The organism is Solidesulfovibrio sp. C21, assembly GCF_047785625.1.
Taxonomy (GTDB): Bacteria; Desulfobacterota; Desulfovibrionia; order Desulfovibrionales; family Desulfovibrionaceae; genus Solidesulfovibrio.
Genome location: NZ_JBLODY010000089.1, coordinates 1 through 15,693 on the forward strand (window position 1 = coordinate 1; position 15,693 = coordinate 15,693).

Here is a 15,693-nt window from a genome sequence, read left to right on the forward strand (position 1 = left end):
AGAAAGGGTTCCCCCCAGGCCCCCCTCCTAAAGACTTTTAACGAGTATAGGGTGTTATCGTCACCACACCTGTCACCGTTAAAAGTTTTGGGGAGGGGAGAGCGCGAGAGGGGGACCCTTTTTTCAAAAAGGGTCCCCCTCTCGCATCCTCCCCCCCGTCCCTGCCCTCAGTCCGTACCGGCCAGGGAATCGATGGCGGCGAGCAGGGTGTCGAACGAGGACAGGCTGAAGATGATCAGGACCTCGCCCTCGATGAGGTGGTCCTTGATGCTGAACTGGGTGCGGGCCACGAGGATCATGCTCGATTTTTCGCCGATGATGTCGGCAATGTCGGCCTCGACGAAATCCGGCGGGGCGAAGCGCAACGGCTCCTTGAGGATGTTGGCGATGGAGCCCATGACGCCGTTTAAAACGATGTTGCCCACTTCCTGGAGCGTGCCGCAACGCATGGCCTCGTCGCAGCCCACGCCCTCCTTGCCGAGCACCACGGCCACCAGCTTGGAGGCGGATTCCGGCGGAAAGATCAGGGCGCTTATGCCGGCGAATCCACCGGAAAAATGCAGCTGCACCGCGGAAAAAAGGGTGTTTTTCCGGTCGGCGTACATGGCGGCCAGCTCGGCGGCGGAAAGCACCTTGAGCACCGGCACCTGCAACTGAATGTGGGTGTTGACCATCTGGTTGAGCATGCCGGCGGCACGCCCAACACCGATGTTGATGAGTTCCTGCAAAATATCGAGTTGCAAAGGGGAAAGGGGCATGGTCGTCCGGCGCCGTTGCGGCGTCATTTGAGCAAGGAGCCGAGCGCGCGCGTCAGGTCCGCGGCATCCAGGGGCTTGTTGAGAAAGCACTTGGCCCCCAGCTCCAGACAGCGGCTCCGCGTGGTTTCCTGAATGTCCGCCGTGACCACGGCGACGACGATGTCCGGCAGCTCGCGCGCCAGGATTTCCATGACGGCCAGACCGCCGGGGTCGGGCATGTTGAGGTCGAGCAACAGCGCCTGGGGCCGGTGCTCGTGGGCCAGGCGCAGGCATTCCGCCCCGTCCTTGGCCTCAAGCACGTCGAATCCGGCCTCCCGGGCGACCTTGGCCGCCTGAAAACGCTGGAACATGGAGTCATCGGCAATAAGCAATGTCGGCATTTGTGGCTTCCCATGCCAGCCCCTGGGGGCTGCTGCTTGACAGGTTTTTTGTAATCTCACCTGCGTCTGGCGGCGTCAAGGCCGACTGGCCGCGACCACGGCCTCGAGCGCCCGGCCGAGCCGCGCCAACAGATCGGCAAGCGCCTGCGGCGCCGCCGCCAGGGCTGTCTGTTCCAGGGTTACGGTCAGCCCCAGGCATTCGCCCGCGCCCATGGTGCCGGCGATGGACTTGAGGGTATGGGCGTGCAGCCGCAACCCGTCCCTGTCGCCATCGGCCAGGGCCCTGCCGGCCGCTTCCAGGCGACTGTGAAACTCGCCCAGGGAGGTGTCCAGGATCGCGATGAACAATTCCCGATCGATGCCCAGGCGCCGCAAGGCCCACTCCACGTCCAACACGCCCCGCGGTCCGTCGGGGACCCGGCCCGCGGCCAGGTCCCTGTCCGGCGGGCCACTCCGGGCCGCCAGACGGTCGATGGTATGGGCCAGCTCATCCAGATTGACGGGCTTGCCCACATAATCGTCCATGCCGGCCGCCGCGCAGGCTTGCCGCGCCTCGGATGTGACATGGGCCGTCACCGCGATGATGGGGATGTTTTTCTGGGCGATGGGCTCCGTGGCGGTCCCGCCGGCCCTGATGGCCCTGGCGGCGGTCAGGCCGTCCATGGACGGCATCTCGACATCCATGAGCACCATATCGAAGCGCCCGGCGGATAAAAGCGACAGCGCCGCTTCGCCGGAGGTGGCCACCACGGCCTCGTGCCCGAGCTTTTTGAGGTGGATGGACATGAGCTTGATGTTGACCGGGTTGTCCTCGGCCACCAACACCCGCAAGGGCCGGCGGGACGTGGCGATGTCGCTTTCGGAGGGGCGCGCGGCGTCGGGGCGGACCTCACCGGGCAGGAAGGCGGTGGTGAAGGTGAACAGGCTGCCGGAGCCCGGCGTCGAGCGCACGCGGATATCGCCGCCCATGAGGCGGGCCAGCTCCCGGCTGATGGCCAGGCCCAGCCCCGTGCCGCCGAATCGGCGGGCCGTGGAATTGTCGGCCTGCCGAAAGCTCTCGAAAACGGCCTCGCACATTTCGGCCGGAATGCCGATGCCCGTGTCGGCCACTTCCAGGCGCAAAAGCGGCACCGCGCCGGCCTGCTCGCCGCCGCCATCGGGCATCGTCAGGGCGGCCCGGACCGTCACGCCCCCGGTCTCGGTGAATTTCACGGCGTTGCCGATGAGATTGACGAGCACCTGCCGGACCTTGCCCGGATCGCCGCGCACGTTTCGCGGCACGCCGACGTCGATGTCCAGGGTGAGCCACAGGCCCTTGTCCCGGGCCGCGCCGCCAAGGGTCTTGACGACCCGGCGCAACAGATCGTGCAGATCGTAGTCCACCACGTCCACGGTCATCTGGCAGGCCTCGATCTTGGAAAAATCCAGGATGTCGTTGAGGATGTCGAGCAGATGGCAGGCCGCGTCGCGCACCGTGTCGATGTAGTCGCGCTGTTCGCTCGAAAGCTGCGTGCGCAGCGTCACTTCCGTAAGTCCCATGATCGCGTTCATAGGCGTGCGGATTTCATGGCTCATGCTGGCCAGAAACCGACTCTTGGCCTCGTTGGCCCGGTCGGCGTCCTCCTTGGCGGCGCACAACGCGTCGAGGGTGCGGCGACGCTCCACGCCAAGGGCCAGCTGCTCGGCCACGGACAACAGCAGCTCGGCCTCCTTGCGGCCATAACGCGTCGCATCGGAATAATGCATGACGGCCATGACCCCGAGCACTTCCTGGCGCACCCGGATGGGCACCCCGAGCCAGACCGCCGGGGTGCGCGGCGAACAGACGATGCCGGAGAGACGCATGCCCCGGCGGGTGACGCGCAGGGGATGGGCCGTGCGCATCACCTCGATGCGCGCGTCCACCCCCTTGAACTCGTTGAAATTGTCGCGGGTCAGTGGGGTGACCAGGCTTTTGAGCTGTTCCAGCGGAGGCGGAGGCGGATCGACGGCGCTGACGTGGTACACGTATTCCAGACGGTCATGCTTCTGGTCGACCAGACTGATGAAAAATTCCCTGGCGTCGATGACCTCGCCGAGTATGCCGTGGATGGTGCGAAAAAGGACCTGCATGTCCTCTTCCGAAGCAACAGCGTTGGAAACGCGATAGAGGATGGAGGTGGTCTTTTCGCTTTCGCGCAATTCCTCCACCGCCAGCCGGGTCTCGGTCATGTCCCTCACGCTGACCACCACGCAGGGCTTGCCCGCCTCCTCCAGCCAGGGGGCGAAATGCAGGCTGAGGAAGCGCCGTCCCAGGGCCGGCAGCTCGGTCCAAACCTCGTACATGACCGGCGTGCCGGCCAGGCACTTGGCCAGTTGCGGCGCGACCTTCGCCTCGTAGAACTCATGCCCCAGGAAATCCCCGATCCGACGGCCGATGATGTCTTCGCGCTTGTGGCCAAACGCCGCGACATAGGCGTCGTTGACGAACAGGTACCGACCGTTCGGGTCGATAAGCGCCACCATGTCCGACGAGGCGGCGATGATGCGGACGTAACGGCGCAGGTACTGTCCGGCATTGTCCAGGTCCGTGACGTCCTGAACGAAGCCTTCGTAATAGAGAAGCCCGCCGTCGGCGTCGGTCACGGCCCGCACGTCGCGCCGGGTGGGCACCAGCGTTCCGTCGCGGCGGCGCACGCTGGCCTCGAACCCGCTGACATACCCCTGTTCGGCCAGCAGCCGGGCCATGTCCTCCCGCTGCGCCGCGTTGCCGTACACCTGCCGGGCGATATCCCTGACCCGGCGGCGCAGGCTCTCGGGGCTGTCATAGCCGTAAAGCGTGGCCAGCGCCTGGTTGGCGTCCAGATAGCTGCCTTCCGGCGTGGAGTGAAACATGCCCAGGGGGGCGTTTTGGAAGCTGCCCCGGTAGCGGCGCTCCCGCGCCTCCGCTTCGGCCTTCTCCCGGCGCAACCGCTCCACCGTGCGCTCCAGGCGGGCGGTGCGCTCCCGCACCCGGCGATCGATCAGGGCCGCCTCGCCGCGCACCAGCCGCCGCAACCGCAGCGTTTCGGAATTGTCGGCCACCACCCCGATGCCGGCCCGCCTGCCGCCCCGCTCCTCGGCGAAAAGTTCGAGGGTCAGCGTGCCCTGGCGCATTTCGCCGTCGCGCCGGCGAAAACGCGGCGCAAGCGTCTGGCGGTCGCCGGACTTTTCCAGGGCGGCAAACGCGGCCAGAGTTTCCTCGACGTCCAGGGGAAACAAGGCTTCGAAAAAAACGGCCGGCGGCTCCTGGCGCGCGTGCCCGGTCTGACCGAGCAGCCGGCGCAGGGACGGCGCGGCCCGGATCAGCCCCGTGTCCGGACGCCAGGTGAAGATGCCGGGGGGGGACGAAGAACCGGCGCAGGGGCGGACTTCCGCCTCGGCTGGGCCTTCCCCGGGAAAAAGAAACAAAGAGGCCGGCTCCACGCCCAAGGCCCGCTGCAGGGACTCGACGGCGGCAAGCGATGGCGCGGCCGCGCCGCGTTCTATCTTGTTGAGATGTTCCAGGGAAACGCCGGACCGTCCGGCCAGCGCGGCCTGGGTCAGGCCGGCCAACCGGCGCAAATGGCGCAGTCTGCGGCCAAAAGCGGTGGCGAATCCGGATTGTTTCATAATGTCGTCAAGGGGCGTCCCCCTCGCGGGAACGCATACAAACACGTAACCATATTACGTGTAAAGACGCTTTTTTTCCTTTTCCGCTCTTTCTCCTTGTTCGTTGGAACTATTGATAATTTATGTTATTTAAGTGGATTAACAGCCTATACAATCACTGATCCATTTCCCTTCGGGACAATACACGACGGACACCGCCCCGCCCGCATCGCTCCGCTGAAGTCCGCCTCCACGCCGAAAAGCGCCTCAAAGGCGGCGTTGACGGCCCCAAATAAGGGGGTATGGTGGCAATATTGTGGGCTCCTTTCGTGAGGAGACGCGGGATACCACCACGGCCGCGCCCGGATCAGCGGCGCGCCAGCCGGCCGACCGGCGCGGCGAAACAGGCAGGAGGCTTTTAGCATGAAGACCAATCTCGTCTTCCAAATGTTTGCCCTCGCACTTTTTTCCGGCTTGATCTTTGCCTTTGCCACCATGGCCCAGGCCCAGGGAATGCAGCAGGCCGCAGCGACGCCGCCCATGGGCATGAGTTCGCAGCAGCAGGCCATACTGGCCGAGGCCTGGACCCTGACCCCGCAAGCCACGGCCTGGGCCGGCATGCCCGACCTGCCGCTTCGCAACTGTGAAGGGCTGTATTGCGGCATCCTGGCCAAAATGCCCCTCGGCACCCAGGTCGACATCCTGGTCAACGACCGCGAGGGCTGGGCCCTGGTCCATGTGCCGAGCCGCAGCATGTACGGCTGGGTCAACACCAACAACATCCTCTTCTAATATTCCACCTCTTCCGTCGCGCCCGGGAAATTCCGGCCAGGCTCGCTGGCCCTTTCCCGGGCGCCGGCAGCGTCGCCCGCCCCATTTGACCGCCTCCGGCTTTTGCCCTATTTTTCACGCTTCTTGCGGCCGCGCCGGCCGCCGCATTCCTTATCAAAGCAACGAGGCACAGCCATGACCGCACGCGACGCGGAAGCCAAGGACGCCGCCGGGGCCGCCCCGGCCCGGGATTTCATCCGCCAGATCATCGACGAGGACATGCGCACCGGCAAATGGGCCGGTCGCGTCCATACCCGCTTCCCGCCGGAGCCCAACGGCTACCTGCACATCGGCCACGCCAAGTCCATCTGCCTCAATTTCGGCCTGGCCAAGGAATTTTCCGGCCAGTGCAACCTGCGCTTCGACGACACCAACCCGGCCAAGGAAGAGGTGGAATACGTCGACGCGATCAAAGAGGACGTGCACTGGCTGGGCTTCGACTGGGAAGACAGGCTCTTTTACGCCTCGAACTATTTCGACAGGCTTTACGCCTTTGCCGAGATGCTGATCGAAAAGGGCCTGGCCTATGTCGACGACCTGTCCCAGGAGGAGATGCGGGCCTACCGGGGCACGCTGACCGAACCGGGCAAGGACAGCCCGTACCGTGGCCGCACCCCCGGGGAAAACCTCGATATTTTCCGCCGCATGCGCGCCGGCGAGTTTCCGGACGGGGCCAAGGTGCTGCGGGCCAAGATCGACATGCAAAGCCCCAACGTGGTCCTGCGCGACCCGGTGCTCTACCGCATCAAGCACGTCACGCACCACCGCACCGGCGACACGTGGTGCATCTACCCGATGTACGACTACACCCACTGCATTTCCGATGCGCTGGAGGGGGTGACCCATTCCCTGTGCTCGCTGGAATTCGAGAACAACCGGCCGCTCTACGACTGGGTGCTCGACAACCTGCCCGTGCCCCAGCATCCCCGGCAGATCGAATTCGCGCGCTTAAACCTTTCCTATACGGTCTTAAGCAAGCGCAAGCTCATCCAGCTGGTGACGGAAAAGCACGTGACCGGCTGGGACGACCCCCGCCTGCCGACCCTAAGCGGCCTCCGCCGCCGGGGCTACACCCCGGAGGCCATCCGCGACTTCTGCGAGCGCATCGGCATCTCCAAGGCCGACAACATGGTGGACATGGCCCTGTTGGAGCACTGCCTGCGCGAGGACCTAAACCGCCGGGCCAAACGGGTCATGGCCGTGCTGCGCCCGCTTCGGGTCGTCATCGAGAACTACCCCGAGGGACAGGTGGAAACCTTCGACTGCCCCTACCACCCCGAGGACCCGTCCCAGGGATCGCGGCCGGTGCCTTTTTCCCGGGAAATCTACGTCGAGCGCGACGACTTCATGGAGACCCCGGCCAGGAAATGGTTCCGTCTGGCCCCCGGAGCCGAGGTGCGGCTGCGCTACGCCTACTACGTCACCTGCACCGGCGTCATAAAGGACCCGGCCACGGGCGAGGTCGTCGAATTGCGCTGCGCCTACGATCCGGCCACGCGCGGCGGCTGGTCCAACGACGGGCGCAAGGTCAAGGGCACGCTCCACTGGGTGTCCGCCGCCCACGCCAAACCGGCCGAGGTGCGCCTCTACGACCGCCTGTTCACCAAGGAAAATCCGTCCGAGGGCAAGGGCGACTTCAAGGACTGGCTCAATCCCGAGTCCCTGGACGTGATCGCGGACGCCCTGATCGAGCCGGCGCTGGCCGACGTAGCGGCCGGGGAGAACGTGCAGTTCGAGCGGTTGGGCTATTTTTGCGCCGACAAGGACGGCACGCCGCAAAAACCGGTCTTCAACCGGTCGGTGGCCTTGCGGGATTCCTGGGCCAAGGCGGCCGGCCGGTAGACGCGGTCAAAGGAATTGTACGCCTTCGGGCGACGGGGCGGCTGGCCGCGCGTGTCCGGGATTTCCCGACCGCGCGGCCGGCCGCCCTTTTTTTTCGCCCCGACCGGCCGGTAGCGGGCACAGGCCCTCGCGGCGTCAGGAAAGCGACCACAAACGAAAAAGGACTTTCGGGTCGCCATCCCGGAAGTCCTTTTTCTAAATTTGCGTTCTTGAAGGAAGGATATTTTTTAATAAGCAAGGATGGGGCCAACCCGCCCGTTTCTTCAAAATAAAAAATTTATCACGGAATAACAAAGCATTGACAGACGCAGTGAAGGGGAAATCCCAGACCGCGGCAGCCGTTTCGGGTACAGAATCCTTGACCGGGTCAGCCAATCCCGGGACAGCCGGTACAAGGTTTTGTACCCGGCCCTTTCCCGCCGCAACCGGGCCGCCCCCCCTTCCCAACTTGCGGTCAAACAGTATACCGTGCCGACAGGCGGGGTCCGCGACCAGGACTTGGACAATCCGACGCAGGGCTCCGAAAAGGAAGGAACCCATGAAAAGACCTTTGGCACTCATACTGGCCACACTCGCCCTCACCATCGGGCTTGCCGCCTGCAGCATCTCGCGGCCCCTGACCGACTCCGAATTCCGGGGCTTTTGCTACACCTCCATCGGCCGGCGCGCCTCCTGCGACACCATTTCCATCTGCAACGATTTCGACACGAACGTGCTCTCGGTCAAACACGCCTCCCGGGAAGCCTGCGTCAAGGCCTGCCAGGACGTCTACAACCGGCTTTACGTGCCCAACGAGTTCGACGGCTGCGTGCCCACGGTGATGATGGCCAACAACTGGTGCGCGAAATACTGCAATACGAACTACCCGAAGTGAGCCCGATCCGCGTTTGACAAACACAGACGCCAGGCGCGCGGCTGTTTGCGTTGGTGAAACGGGGCGGGGCGACTGCGGCGAGAGCGATTTTTCAATTATTGTTTAATATATCAATATGATATAATCGTTTCATGGAATTTCATGAAATGTGTTGGCATGGCCTTTGCTTTCCCCGGGCATATGCTCAGGGAGGGGCAGCCATGTCACTGCAAAGCGCCGAGGAATTCGTCAACCGGCTCCGCGAGGACCAGAATTTTCGCTGGGCTCTTGGAGAATGCAAAAACAAATGGGAGCGCCGCCGCTTCGTCATCGTCAACGGCTACCACTTTTCGCCGGCCGAGCTCGTCTGCGCCACCAGTCCCGGCGGGTGCGCCTGCGACGACCGAACGGCCGCGATCGAGCGGGTGCGCCGCCAGCACGGCCACAGCGCCTACGCCTTCATGTAGCCGCGCTATCGGGCCGGGCCGGGCTGCTGTCGGCCGCCCTGCTCGGCCTCCCGGCCACGGCCTCGGCCGCGACCGACCTTTCCCATGCCGTCACAGTCGACATCTTGTTCGCCCTGGCCCTTGTCACGGCCCTGGTCCTGGCCTTGTGGCGCAACCGCCGTCTGCGGGCCGAGACCCTCCGCCGCGAAGAAGCCGAACGGGCCCTGCGCGCCCAGCACGACCTGCTCGAAACGGTCTTCGACGCAACGAGCGACGCCATCCTGGTCCTTGACCAGGATTTCCGGGTGCTCACGGCCAACCGCACCGCGGCGGTGCGGTTCGACCGCGACGTCGCCTCCATGCCCGGCCGCAATATCCTGGACCTGACCGAACCCGCCGTCGCCGCCGCCCGCCGGCAGCATTACACGGAGGCCATGACCACGGGCCGCACCGTCCGCTTCCGGGATATCCGCAGCGGGCGCACCTACGACAACGTCCTGTACCGCCTGCCGGGCGTGGCCGACGCCCCGGTCCGCCTGGCCATCTACGCCAGGGACGTGACCGAGGAACTCGAAGCCGGGAAGCTGTTGCGGGAAAGTCGCGAACGGCTGGACAAGATCTTCCACCTCACCCCCGCCGTCATCGCCATCACCACCCAGGCGGACGCGCGCTACATCGACGTCAACAAGACCTTTACCGACATGACCGGCTACACCCGGGAGGACGTCATCGGCCGCAGCAACAGCGGCCTGGACATCTGGCTGGACCCGAAAGACCGGGAACGGGTGGCCAGAACCATCAAACGCAAGGGCATCGTGCGCAACATGGAGTTGCGGGTGCGGTTCAAGGACGGACGCAAGGCCACCGGCCTGCTTTCCTGCATCCCCCTCGACGCCTACGGCGAGCCCTGCCTGCTTGCCGTCATGATGGACATCTCCGAGCGCAAGGCCATGGAGCGCGAACTGCGCCTGGCCAAGGAGGCGGCCGAAGCGGCGAGTCAGGCCAAGACGCGGTTTCTGTCCGTCATGAGCCACGAGGTCCGCACGCCCATGAACACCATCCTCGGCATGGTGGACGTGCTGCGCGACAGCGGGCTTACCGGCCGCCAGCCCGCATTCCTGGCCGCCCTCGAACAGGCCGCCGAATCGCTCCTGGCCCAGCTCGAGGATGTCCTGACCATTTCGCGTCTCGACGCCGGGACCCTGCCATTGCGAACCAGGCCTTACGACCCGACCGCCCTGGCCCGGCAGGCCGCCGAAGCCTGCGCCCCCCGGGCCGTGGCCAAGGGACTGGCCTTTACCGTGTCCGTCGACCCGGACGTGCCGGCCGAAGCCTACGGCGATCCCGAAAAAATCCGGCAGGTGCTCGACCATCTCCTCGACAACGCCGTCAAGTTCACGGCCAGGGGCAGGGTCCGCCTGGAACTGGCCCGGTCCACGGAGGACGCGGACCGCGACGTGTTGCGCTTTGGCATCATCGATACCGGCGTGGGCATTCCGCCGGAAAAACGGCAGGCCGTTTTCACCCCCTTCACCCTGCTCGACGCCTCGGCCACCCGGGGCCAGGGCGGGGCCGGGCTGGGGCTGGCGCTGTGCGCCTTGCTCACCAAGGGCATGGGCGGCCGCATCGTCCTTCGCGGCGAGCCGGAAAAAGGCAGCGCGTTTTATTTCTTCCTCCCTCTGGAGGTCGGGACGCCGCCCCGGGACACGGATGCCTCCACAGACGACGAAGCCCGGACATGGACAAGGACGCCCATTACGGACTAGCGTGGAGAATAGTGGACAAAGCCTGTTGCCAGGAGGAACACCATGCCGAGGAAAACCGCCTATGCCGACCAGGCTTCCGAGGAACTGCGGGAGATCGTGCGCCATGCCGGCGCCCTGCTCGACGCCACGGCCGGCGAGGCCGACGAGCACATCCAAAAGGTCCGGCAACGCCTTGAGGAGCGCCTCGAAGCCGCCAAGGACAAATACGCCGACATCGAGGGGCTCTTCGACGAAACCGTGGCCACGGCGGACCGGATGGTGCGCGACAAACCCTACCACGTCGTGGGCGGCTCCTTTCTGCTGGGGCTGTTTCTCGGCTGGTTCATGAGCAGGAAGTAGCGTGGCCTCCGGGCTCGGCCCGCTTGACGAAGCCCTGGCCGCCGGCGGCCGGCTGTTCGGCATCTGCCTGGAGATCCTGGCCGACCGGCTGGAACTCCTGGGACTGGAGGCCAGGGCGGCCAAGGTACGTCTGGCCCAATGCCTGATTCTGGCCTGCGCGGGCGCGGCGTTTCTGGTCGTGGGGCTGGGGCTGGCCGGCGTGGCCGTGCTGCTGGCCGTACCGCCGCCGTGGCGGGCGGGAGTGGCCGCGGGCGTGGCCGTCGTCTGTCTGGTCGCGGGGGCGGGAGCCTTTTGGCGCCTGCGACGCCGGCTGGCCCGGCTGCCCCGGGTCTTTTCCCAGACCGCCGCCGAGCTGCGAAAGGATCGGGAATGTTTCTAGACGGACAATTGCGCGGGCTCGAGGCCGAGAAAAAACGACTGGCCCTTCGCAGCGACATCAACCGGCGGCTTTTGGGCCTGGAGTGGGGAATGGCCCGGGCATCCCTGCGCCACGGCATGGCCGACCTGACAGTGGGGCTGACCCTGGCCCGCCGCCTGTTGTCCTTTCTGGGCAGGCGCTGACACGGCGAACCCTGCCTGCGGGCGGCGCGGGAGACGGCATGTGAAAATCCGCTGGACACTCTCCATCCGGGGAGGACTCGTCTTGCTGGCGCTTCTGGCCGTGCTGCCAGCGCTGGCCTTGCAGGTCTACGACGGCATCATGCAGCGACGCCACTTGGTCGACGACGCCACCATGGAGGCGCGGCGCTCGGCCGCCACCTTCGCCCAGGTCCAGGCCCGCATCACCGACAGCACCCGGCTGCTCCTCACCACCCTGGCCGCCATGCCCGAAGTGCGCCACCTGGACACGACGGCCTGCAATGCGCTTTTCGCCTCCCTGCTGCAAAAAAACCCCATCTACATCAATATTCTTGTCACCAACCGACAAGGCGACATCGTCGCCTCGGGCCTGCCCTACGGCCGGGTCAACCTGGCCGACCGCAAGCACTTCCGCGACGCCATGACCACGGGCGATTTTTCCGCCGGCGAATACATCGTCAGCCGCACGGGCTTCGACCCCGCCTTCCCCTTTGCCCTGCCCTTCCGCGACGCCGCCGGCAACACGGCCGGCGTGCTCATCGCCGCGGTCAAGCTCGCCAGCTATGACACGGCCTTCGACAAGCTGCTCCTGCCGCCGGGATCGATGTTCGGCATCACCGACAACAAAGGCGTGCGGCTTTACTACCGGCCCAAGACCGAGACCAACCCCCTGGGCCAACCGGTCAAGGCGGCGGTATGGGAAGCAGTCTCCAAGGGCGGCGAGGACGGCGCCTTTCTGCAGTCCGGTTCCGACGGACGCCAGCGTTTTCTGGCCTACCAGAAGCTTTCCCTGGCTCGGAGCCAGGCGCCGTACATGACTTTCGTGGTGGGAGTGCCCGAAGCCGTGGTTCTGGCCCCGGCCAGAAAGGCCCTGGCCACGAATCTGCTTTTTCTGGCCGCCGCCGCCATCCTGGCCCTCGGCGTGGCCTGGTTCTTCGGCGGCGCGGTCATTGCCCGGCGGCTCGACCGGGTCGCCGCCACCGCCGACCGCGTCGGCCGGGGCGACCTGACCGCCCGCACGGGCCTGCCCTACGGCGAGAGCGGCATCGGCAAGGTGGCCAAGACCCTGGACGCCATGACGGAACTGCTCGCCCGGCAGGAGACGGCCCGCGAAAACGCCCTGGCCGCCCTGCGCCGCAACCAGGAACGCATGGCCCATATCGCCGCCAGCATGGACGACTGGATATGGGAGACCGACGCCGACGCCCGCTACGTCTACGTCAGCGCCAAGGTGCGCCAATCCATGGGCTACGACCCCGAGGCGCTTCTCGGCAAATCCTTTTTCGACTTCCTGGCTCCGGGCGAAGCGGGTCGTGTCCGGCCGGTCTTCGAGGCGGCCAGAGACGCGGACGAACCCGTGCGCGAGTGCATCCACTGGCGCGTGGCCAAGGATGGCCGGCGGCGCTCCATCAGCACGAGCGGCGTTCCCTGGCGCGACGAATCCGGCGCGTTCAGGGGGTACCGGGGCGTGGACAAGGACGTCACCGCGCGCATACAGGCCGAAAACGAACTGCGCGAGTCCCTGGCCGAAAAGGACACCTTGCTCAAGGAAATCCACCACCGGGTCAAAAACAACCTCCAGATCATTTCCGGCCTGCTCTACCTCCAGGAAGAGCAGGTTCAAGATCCGGCGGCGCTGGAAAGCTTCCGCGAAAGCCGCAACCGCATCGCCTCCATGGCCCTTGTCCACGAGGAACTCTACCGCGCGACCAGCCTGTCGCGCATCCGCCTCGACGACTACATCCGGGAACTGTTGCCGCGTCTTTTCGGCCATGCCCAAAAAACGCCCCGCCTGTCCTTCGATTGCCGTCTCGATCCGGTCGACGTGCCCATCGAAAAAGCCGTGCCGGCCGGGCTCGTCCTCAACGAGCTTTTCACCAACGCCTACAAGCACGCCTTTGCCGGGCGCGGGACCGGACTGCTGCGCGTGGAGCTGCGCGAAGAAGAAAAAGACGTGGTCATCGTGGTCAGCGATGACGGCCCCGGCCTCCCCAAGGGCTTTGACCCGGATGGCGGCGCCACCCTCGGCATGCAGCTTATCGCCAACCTGACCCGGCAGCTTGGCGGGAGCCTCGACGTCCGCAACCACGACGGTGCGGCCTTCACCCTGCGCTTTCCCCAATGATCGAATATTGCCGCTCGCGCGCCCTTTGCCGCCGGCCGGCAAAATGATAGGGATTGTCGCGGGGCGGATGTCCCCCCAGGAGGCGTTATGACGGCCGAATGGACTAGGCACGACGACAGCACGCACTACATCAACCTTGGCAAGGCCCTGCTCGTGGCCGTCATCCATGAGCGCATGGGCGCGCCGGGCTGGAAGATCCAGGTCGGCAAACGTTCGCTCAAGGACAAGATACCCAACCTCGAGGACGCCAAAAAGGTGGCCCTGGCCTACGCCGAACGCGTGGCCAAGGACATCCGGGCCGACCTCGACGCCCTGCACCCCGCCGAAACTCCAAAGGATCCCTCATGATCGATCGCACGACGGCCGTGACGCTCATTGCGGCCCAAAATCCCCATCCCGGACTGGTGGCCCACGGCCGCGAAACCGAAGTCGTCATGCGGGCCATAGCGACCCGGCTCGGGCAGGACCCGGAGCTTTGGGGCCTGACCGGCCTGCTCCACGACCTGGACTACCCCCAGACCGCCGAGGTTCCCGAGCGCCACGGCCTGGCCCTGACCGAACTGCTGCCCGAAGGCGCGCTTCCCCCCGAGGCCCTGCACGCCATCGCCGCCCACAACGACGAGCACACCGGCGTCACGCCGCAGACCCCCTTCGACTTCGCCCTGCGGGCCGCCGAGACCGTCACCGGCATCATCTCCGCCGCCGCCCTGGTGCGGCCGGACAAGATGATCGGCATGAAGCCCAAGAGCATCAAAAAAAAGATGAAGGACAAGGCCTTTGCCGCCAACGTGCGCCGGGCCAACATCCTGGAATGTGACAAGGCCGGCGTGCCCCTGGACGAATTTCTGGCCTTGGCCATCGCCGCCATCAGCGACGTCGCCGCCGAAACCGGACTGGCCTGATTGCCCCGCATGGGCCGCCTTATCGCGCTGGGGGCCATGGCCGCCCTGTTTTTCAGCAGCACCTTCGTGCTCAACCGGGCCATGAGCCTGGAGGGCGGGCACTGGGTCTGGTCGGCCAGCCTGCGCTACGCCTTCATGCTGCCCGTGCTCCTGGCCTGGACGCTGGCTTCCGGCGGACCCAAGGCGCTTAAGGAAGCCTTCACGCTTTTCGGCCGCAATCCCGTCTTCTGGACCCTGGCCGGCTCGGTCGGCTTCGGCGTTTTTTACGCCGGAGTCACCCTGGCCGCCGCCTTTTCCCCGGGCTGGGTGGTGGCCACCACCTGGCAGTCCACCATCCTGGCCACGCCGCTGGTGCTGGCGTTCCTTGGGCGCAAGGTGCCGCGCAAGGGGCTGGCCTTTACCGCGCTCATCTTCTGCGGCATCGTGCTGGTCAACCTCGAACAGGCGCGCGGCGCGACCGACCTGGGGAGGCTTTGGGGCGTGGCCGCCGTGCTGGTCGCGGCCCTGGCCTACCCGCTCGGCAACCAGCTCGTCTGGGAAGCCCGCCACGGCGGCGGCAAGCGCATCCCGCGCATCGACCAGCCGGCGCTCGACGCCGGACGCACGCCCACCCTGCTCCTCACCATCGGCTCGATCCCCTTCTGGCTGATCCTGGTCGCGGTCACCCACCCGCCGGCCCCGTCCCAGGGACAGGTCGTCCAGACCGCCCTGGTGGCGCTTTTTTCCGGCGTCATCGCCACCTCGCTGTTCCTGCGGGCCCGCAGCCGGGCCAGGACCGCTTACGAGCTGGCCGCGACCGACGCCACCCAGTCCCTGGAAGTCGTCTTCTCCCTGCTCGGCGAGACCCTGCTTCTGGCCGGCCCCTGGCCCGGCCCCATTGGCGCGGCCGGCATTACCCTTGCCGTCGTCGGGCTGGTGCTCTACGTCTGCCGGCAGGTTTAAAGTGTAAAAGGCTTCCGGCGGCCAGGGCGCTGCCCTGGCCCCGGCAGGAGAGGCTCTGCCTCTCCTGCACCTCTCCGCCGGGGGACTTGATGTCCCCCGGACCCCCTTTTACGCTTTGCCGGGTGGGACTATGGCGGGCGGCGGGAGTCCGGCATTTGTCGCCGCAATTGGCCCGGCGGCACGAAGGGCTTTCGCCCTTCGACGCCGGACACGATTGCGGCGACAACCACGCCAGCGGCGAAGCGCCGCATTAAAGACGTAGCGGTCAAATTTACCCTAACCCCTTTAAAAGTTTTTTGGGGAGGGTGGGGGGTTCTGGGG

15 protein-coding genes are annotated in these 15,693 nt (G+C 65.9%); 12 read left to right on the top strand and 3 right to left on the bottom strand.

The genetic code is table 11. The annotated features are described in order from the left end of the window. Positions 1-167: 167 nt before the first annotated feature. The 3 genes from ACMZ6R_RS18035 to ACMZ6R_RS18045 form a co-directional block, all read right to left on the bottom strand. Positions 168-758 (bottom strand): chemotaxis protein CheC, encoded by a 591-nt coding sequence (locus tag ACMZ6R_RS18035; protein WP_416114063.1) that lies wholly within the window; start codon positions 756-758, stop codon positions 168-170. A gap of 23 nt (positions 759-781) precedes the next feature. Then, a complete protein-coding gene (locus ACMZ6R_RS18040) occupies positions 782-1,138 on the bottom strand; it encodes a response regulator (RefSeq protein ID WP_416114065.1) in 357 nt (118 codons plus the stop codon). Positions 1,139-1,213: 75 nt separating this feature from the next. Next, complete coding sequence (locus ACMZ6R_RS18045; protein ID WP_416114067.1) at positions 1,214-4,768, bottom strand: PAS domain S-box protein; 3,555 nt, start codon at positions 4,766-4,768, stop codon at positions 1,214-1,216. A gap of 402 nt (positions 4,769-5,170) precedes the next feature. Between ACMZ6R_RS18045 and ACMZ6R_RS18050 the strand changes: the two genes are divergently transcribed. The 12 genes from ACMZ6R_RS18050 (at position 5,171) to ACMZ6R_RS18105 (ending at position 15,372) form a co-directional block, all read left to right on the top strand. Next, positions 5,171-5,539 carry an SH3 domain-containing protein gene (locus tag ACMZ6R_RS18050; protein WP_416114069.1) on the top strand — a complete coding sequence of 123 codons (369 nt, stop codon included), beginning with the start codon at positions 5,171-5,173 and terminating at the stop codon, positions 5,537-5,539. 174 nt (positions 5,540-5,713) lie between these two features. Continuing rightward, positions 5,714-7,420, top strand: coding sequence for a glutamine--tRNA ligase/YqeY domain fusion protein (locus tag ACMZ6R_RS18055; protein ID WP_416114071.1), 1,707 nt, complete (start codon positions 5,714-5,716; stop codon positions 7,418-7,420). Positions 7,421-7,958: 538 nt separating this feature from the next. Then, the gene (locus ACMZ6R_RS18060) at positions 7,959-8,294 is read left to right on the top strand and encodes a hypothetical protein (protein WP_416114073.1); all 336 of its coding nucleotides are present in this window, start codon (positions 7,959-7,961) and stop codon (positions 8,292-8,294) included. Between the two features lie 200 nt (positions 8,295-8,494). Then, positions 8,495-8,740 carry a Nif11-like leader peptide family natural product precursor gene (locus ACMZ6R_RS18065; protein WP_416114075.1) on the top strand — a complete coding sequence of 82 codons (246 nt, stop codon included), beginning with the start codon at positions 8,495-8,497 and terminating at the stop codon, positions 8,738-8,740. Then, positions 8,662-10,485, top strand: a complete 1,824-nt coding sequence (locus ACMZ6R_RS18070; protein ID WP_416114077.1) for an ATP-binding protein — start codon at positions 8,662-8,664, stop codon at positions 10,483-10,485. The genes ACMZ6R_RS18065 and ACMZ6R_RS18070 overlap by 79 nt, the downstream gene beginning before the upstream one ends. A 42-nt stretch (positions 10,486-10,527) precedes the next feature. Further along, positions 10,528-10,824 (top strand): DUF883 family protein, encoded by a 297-nt coding sequence (locus ACMZ6R_RS18075; protein WP_416114079.1) that lies wholly within the window; start codon positions 10,528-10,530, stop codon positions 10,822-10,824. A 1-nt stretch (position 10,825) separates the two neighbouring features. Then, positions 10,826-11,203: a phage holin family protein gene (locus tag ACMZ6R_RS18080; protein ID WP_416114081.1), complete on the top strand. Its 378-nt coding sequence runs from the start codon at positions 10,826-10,828 to the stop codon at positions 11,201-11,203. Beyond that, complete coding sequence (locus tag ACMZ6R_RS18085; protein ID WP_416114083.1) at positions 11,194-11,385, top strand: hypothetical protein; 192 nt, start codon at positions 11,194-11,196, stop codon at positions 11,383-11,385. Before ACMZ6R_RS18080 ends, ACMZ6R_RS18085 begins: the two co-directional genes overlap by 10 nt. 40 nt (positions 11,386-11,425) lie before the next feature. Next, positions 11,426-13,528: a sensor histidine kinase gene (locus tag ACMZ6R_RS18090; protein WP_416114085.1), complete on the top strand. Its 2,103-nt coding sequence runs from the start codon at positions 11,426-11,428 to the stop codon at positions 13,526-13,528. Between the two features lie 87 nt (positions 13,529-13,615). After that, a complete protein-coding gene (locus ACMZ6R_RS18095) occupies positions 13,616-13,876 on the top strand; it encodes a hypothetical protein (protein WP_416114087.1) in 261 nt (86 codons plus the stop codon). Continuing rightward, a complete protein-coding gene (locus ACMZ6R_RS18100; protein ID WP_416114089.1) occupies positions 13,873-14,430 on the top strand; it encodes an HDIG domain-containing metalloprotein in 558 nt (185 codons plus the stop codon). Before ACMZ6R_RS18095 ends, ACMZ6R_RS18100 begins: the two co-directional genes overlap by 4 nt. A 9-nt stretch (positions 14,431-14,439) precedes the next feature. Beyond that, complete coding sequence (locus ACMZ6R_RS18105; protein WP_416114091.1) at positions 14,440-15,372, top strand: multidrug resistance efflux transporter family protein; 933 nt, start codon at positions 14,440-14,442, stop codon at positions 15,370-15,372. Positions 15,373-15,693: the final 321 nt, after the last annotated feature.

What these genes read in the sequence shown, in the direction of transcription:
- ACMZ6R_RS18085 (WP_416114083.1), top strand. Translation starts at nt 11,194, where the DNA reads ATGTTTCTAGACGGACAATTGCGCGGGCTCGAGGCCGAGAAAAAACGA.
- ACMZ6R_RS18075 (WP_416114079.1), top strand. Translation starts at nt 10,528, where the DNA reads ATGCCGAGGAAAACCGCCTATGCCGACCAGGCTTCCGAGGAACTGCGG.
- ACMZ6R_RS18060 (WP_416114073.1), top strand. Translation starts at nt 7,959, where the DNA reads ATGAAAAGACCTTTGGCACTCATACTGGCCACACTCGCCCTCACCATC.
- ACMZ6R_RS18050 (WP_416114069.1), top strand. Translation starts at nt 5,171, where the DNA reads ATGAAGACCAATCTCGTCTTCCAAATGTTTGCCCTCGCACTTTTTTCC.
- ACMZ6R_RS18055 (WP_416114071.1), top strand. Translation starts at nt 5,714, where the DNA reads ATGACCGCACGCGACGCGGAAGCCAAGGACGCCGCCGGGGCCGCCCCG.
- ACMZ6R_RS18035 (WP_416114063.1), bottom strand. Translation starts at nt 758, where the DNA reads ATGCCCCTTTCCCCTTTGCAACTCGATATTTTGCAGGAACTCATCAAC.
- ACMZ6R_RS18100 (WP_416114089.1), top strand. Translation starts at nt 13,873, where the DNA reads ATGATCGATCGCACGACGGCCGTGACGCTCATTGCGGCCCAAAATCCC.
- ACMZ6R_RS18040 (WP_416114065.1), bottom strand. Translation starts at nt 1,138, where the DNA reads ATGCCGACATTGCTTATTGCCGATGACTCCATGTTCCAGCGTTTTCAG.
- ACMZ6R_RS18105 (WP_416114091.1), top strand. Translation starts at nt 14,440, where the DNA reads ATGGGCCGCCTTATCGCGCTGGGGGCCATGGCCGCCCTGTTTTTCAGC.
- ACMZ6R_RS18065 (WP_416114075.1), top strand. Translation starts at nt 8,495, where the DNA reads ATGTCACTGCAAAGCGCCGAGGAATTCGTCAACCGGCTCCGCGAGGAC.
- ACMZ6R_RS18045 (WP_416114067.1), bottom strand. Translation starts at nt 4,768, where the DNA reads ATGAAACAATCCGGATTCGCCACCGCTTTTGGCCGCAGACTGCGCCAT.
- ACMZ6R_RS18095 (WP_416114087.1), top strand. Translation starts at nt 13,616, where the DNA reads ATGACGGCCGAATGGACTAGGCACGACGACAGCACGCACTACATCAAC.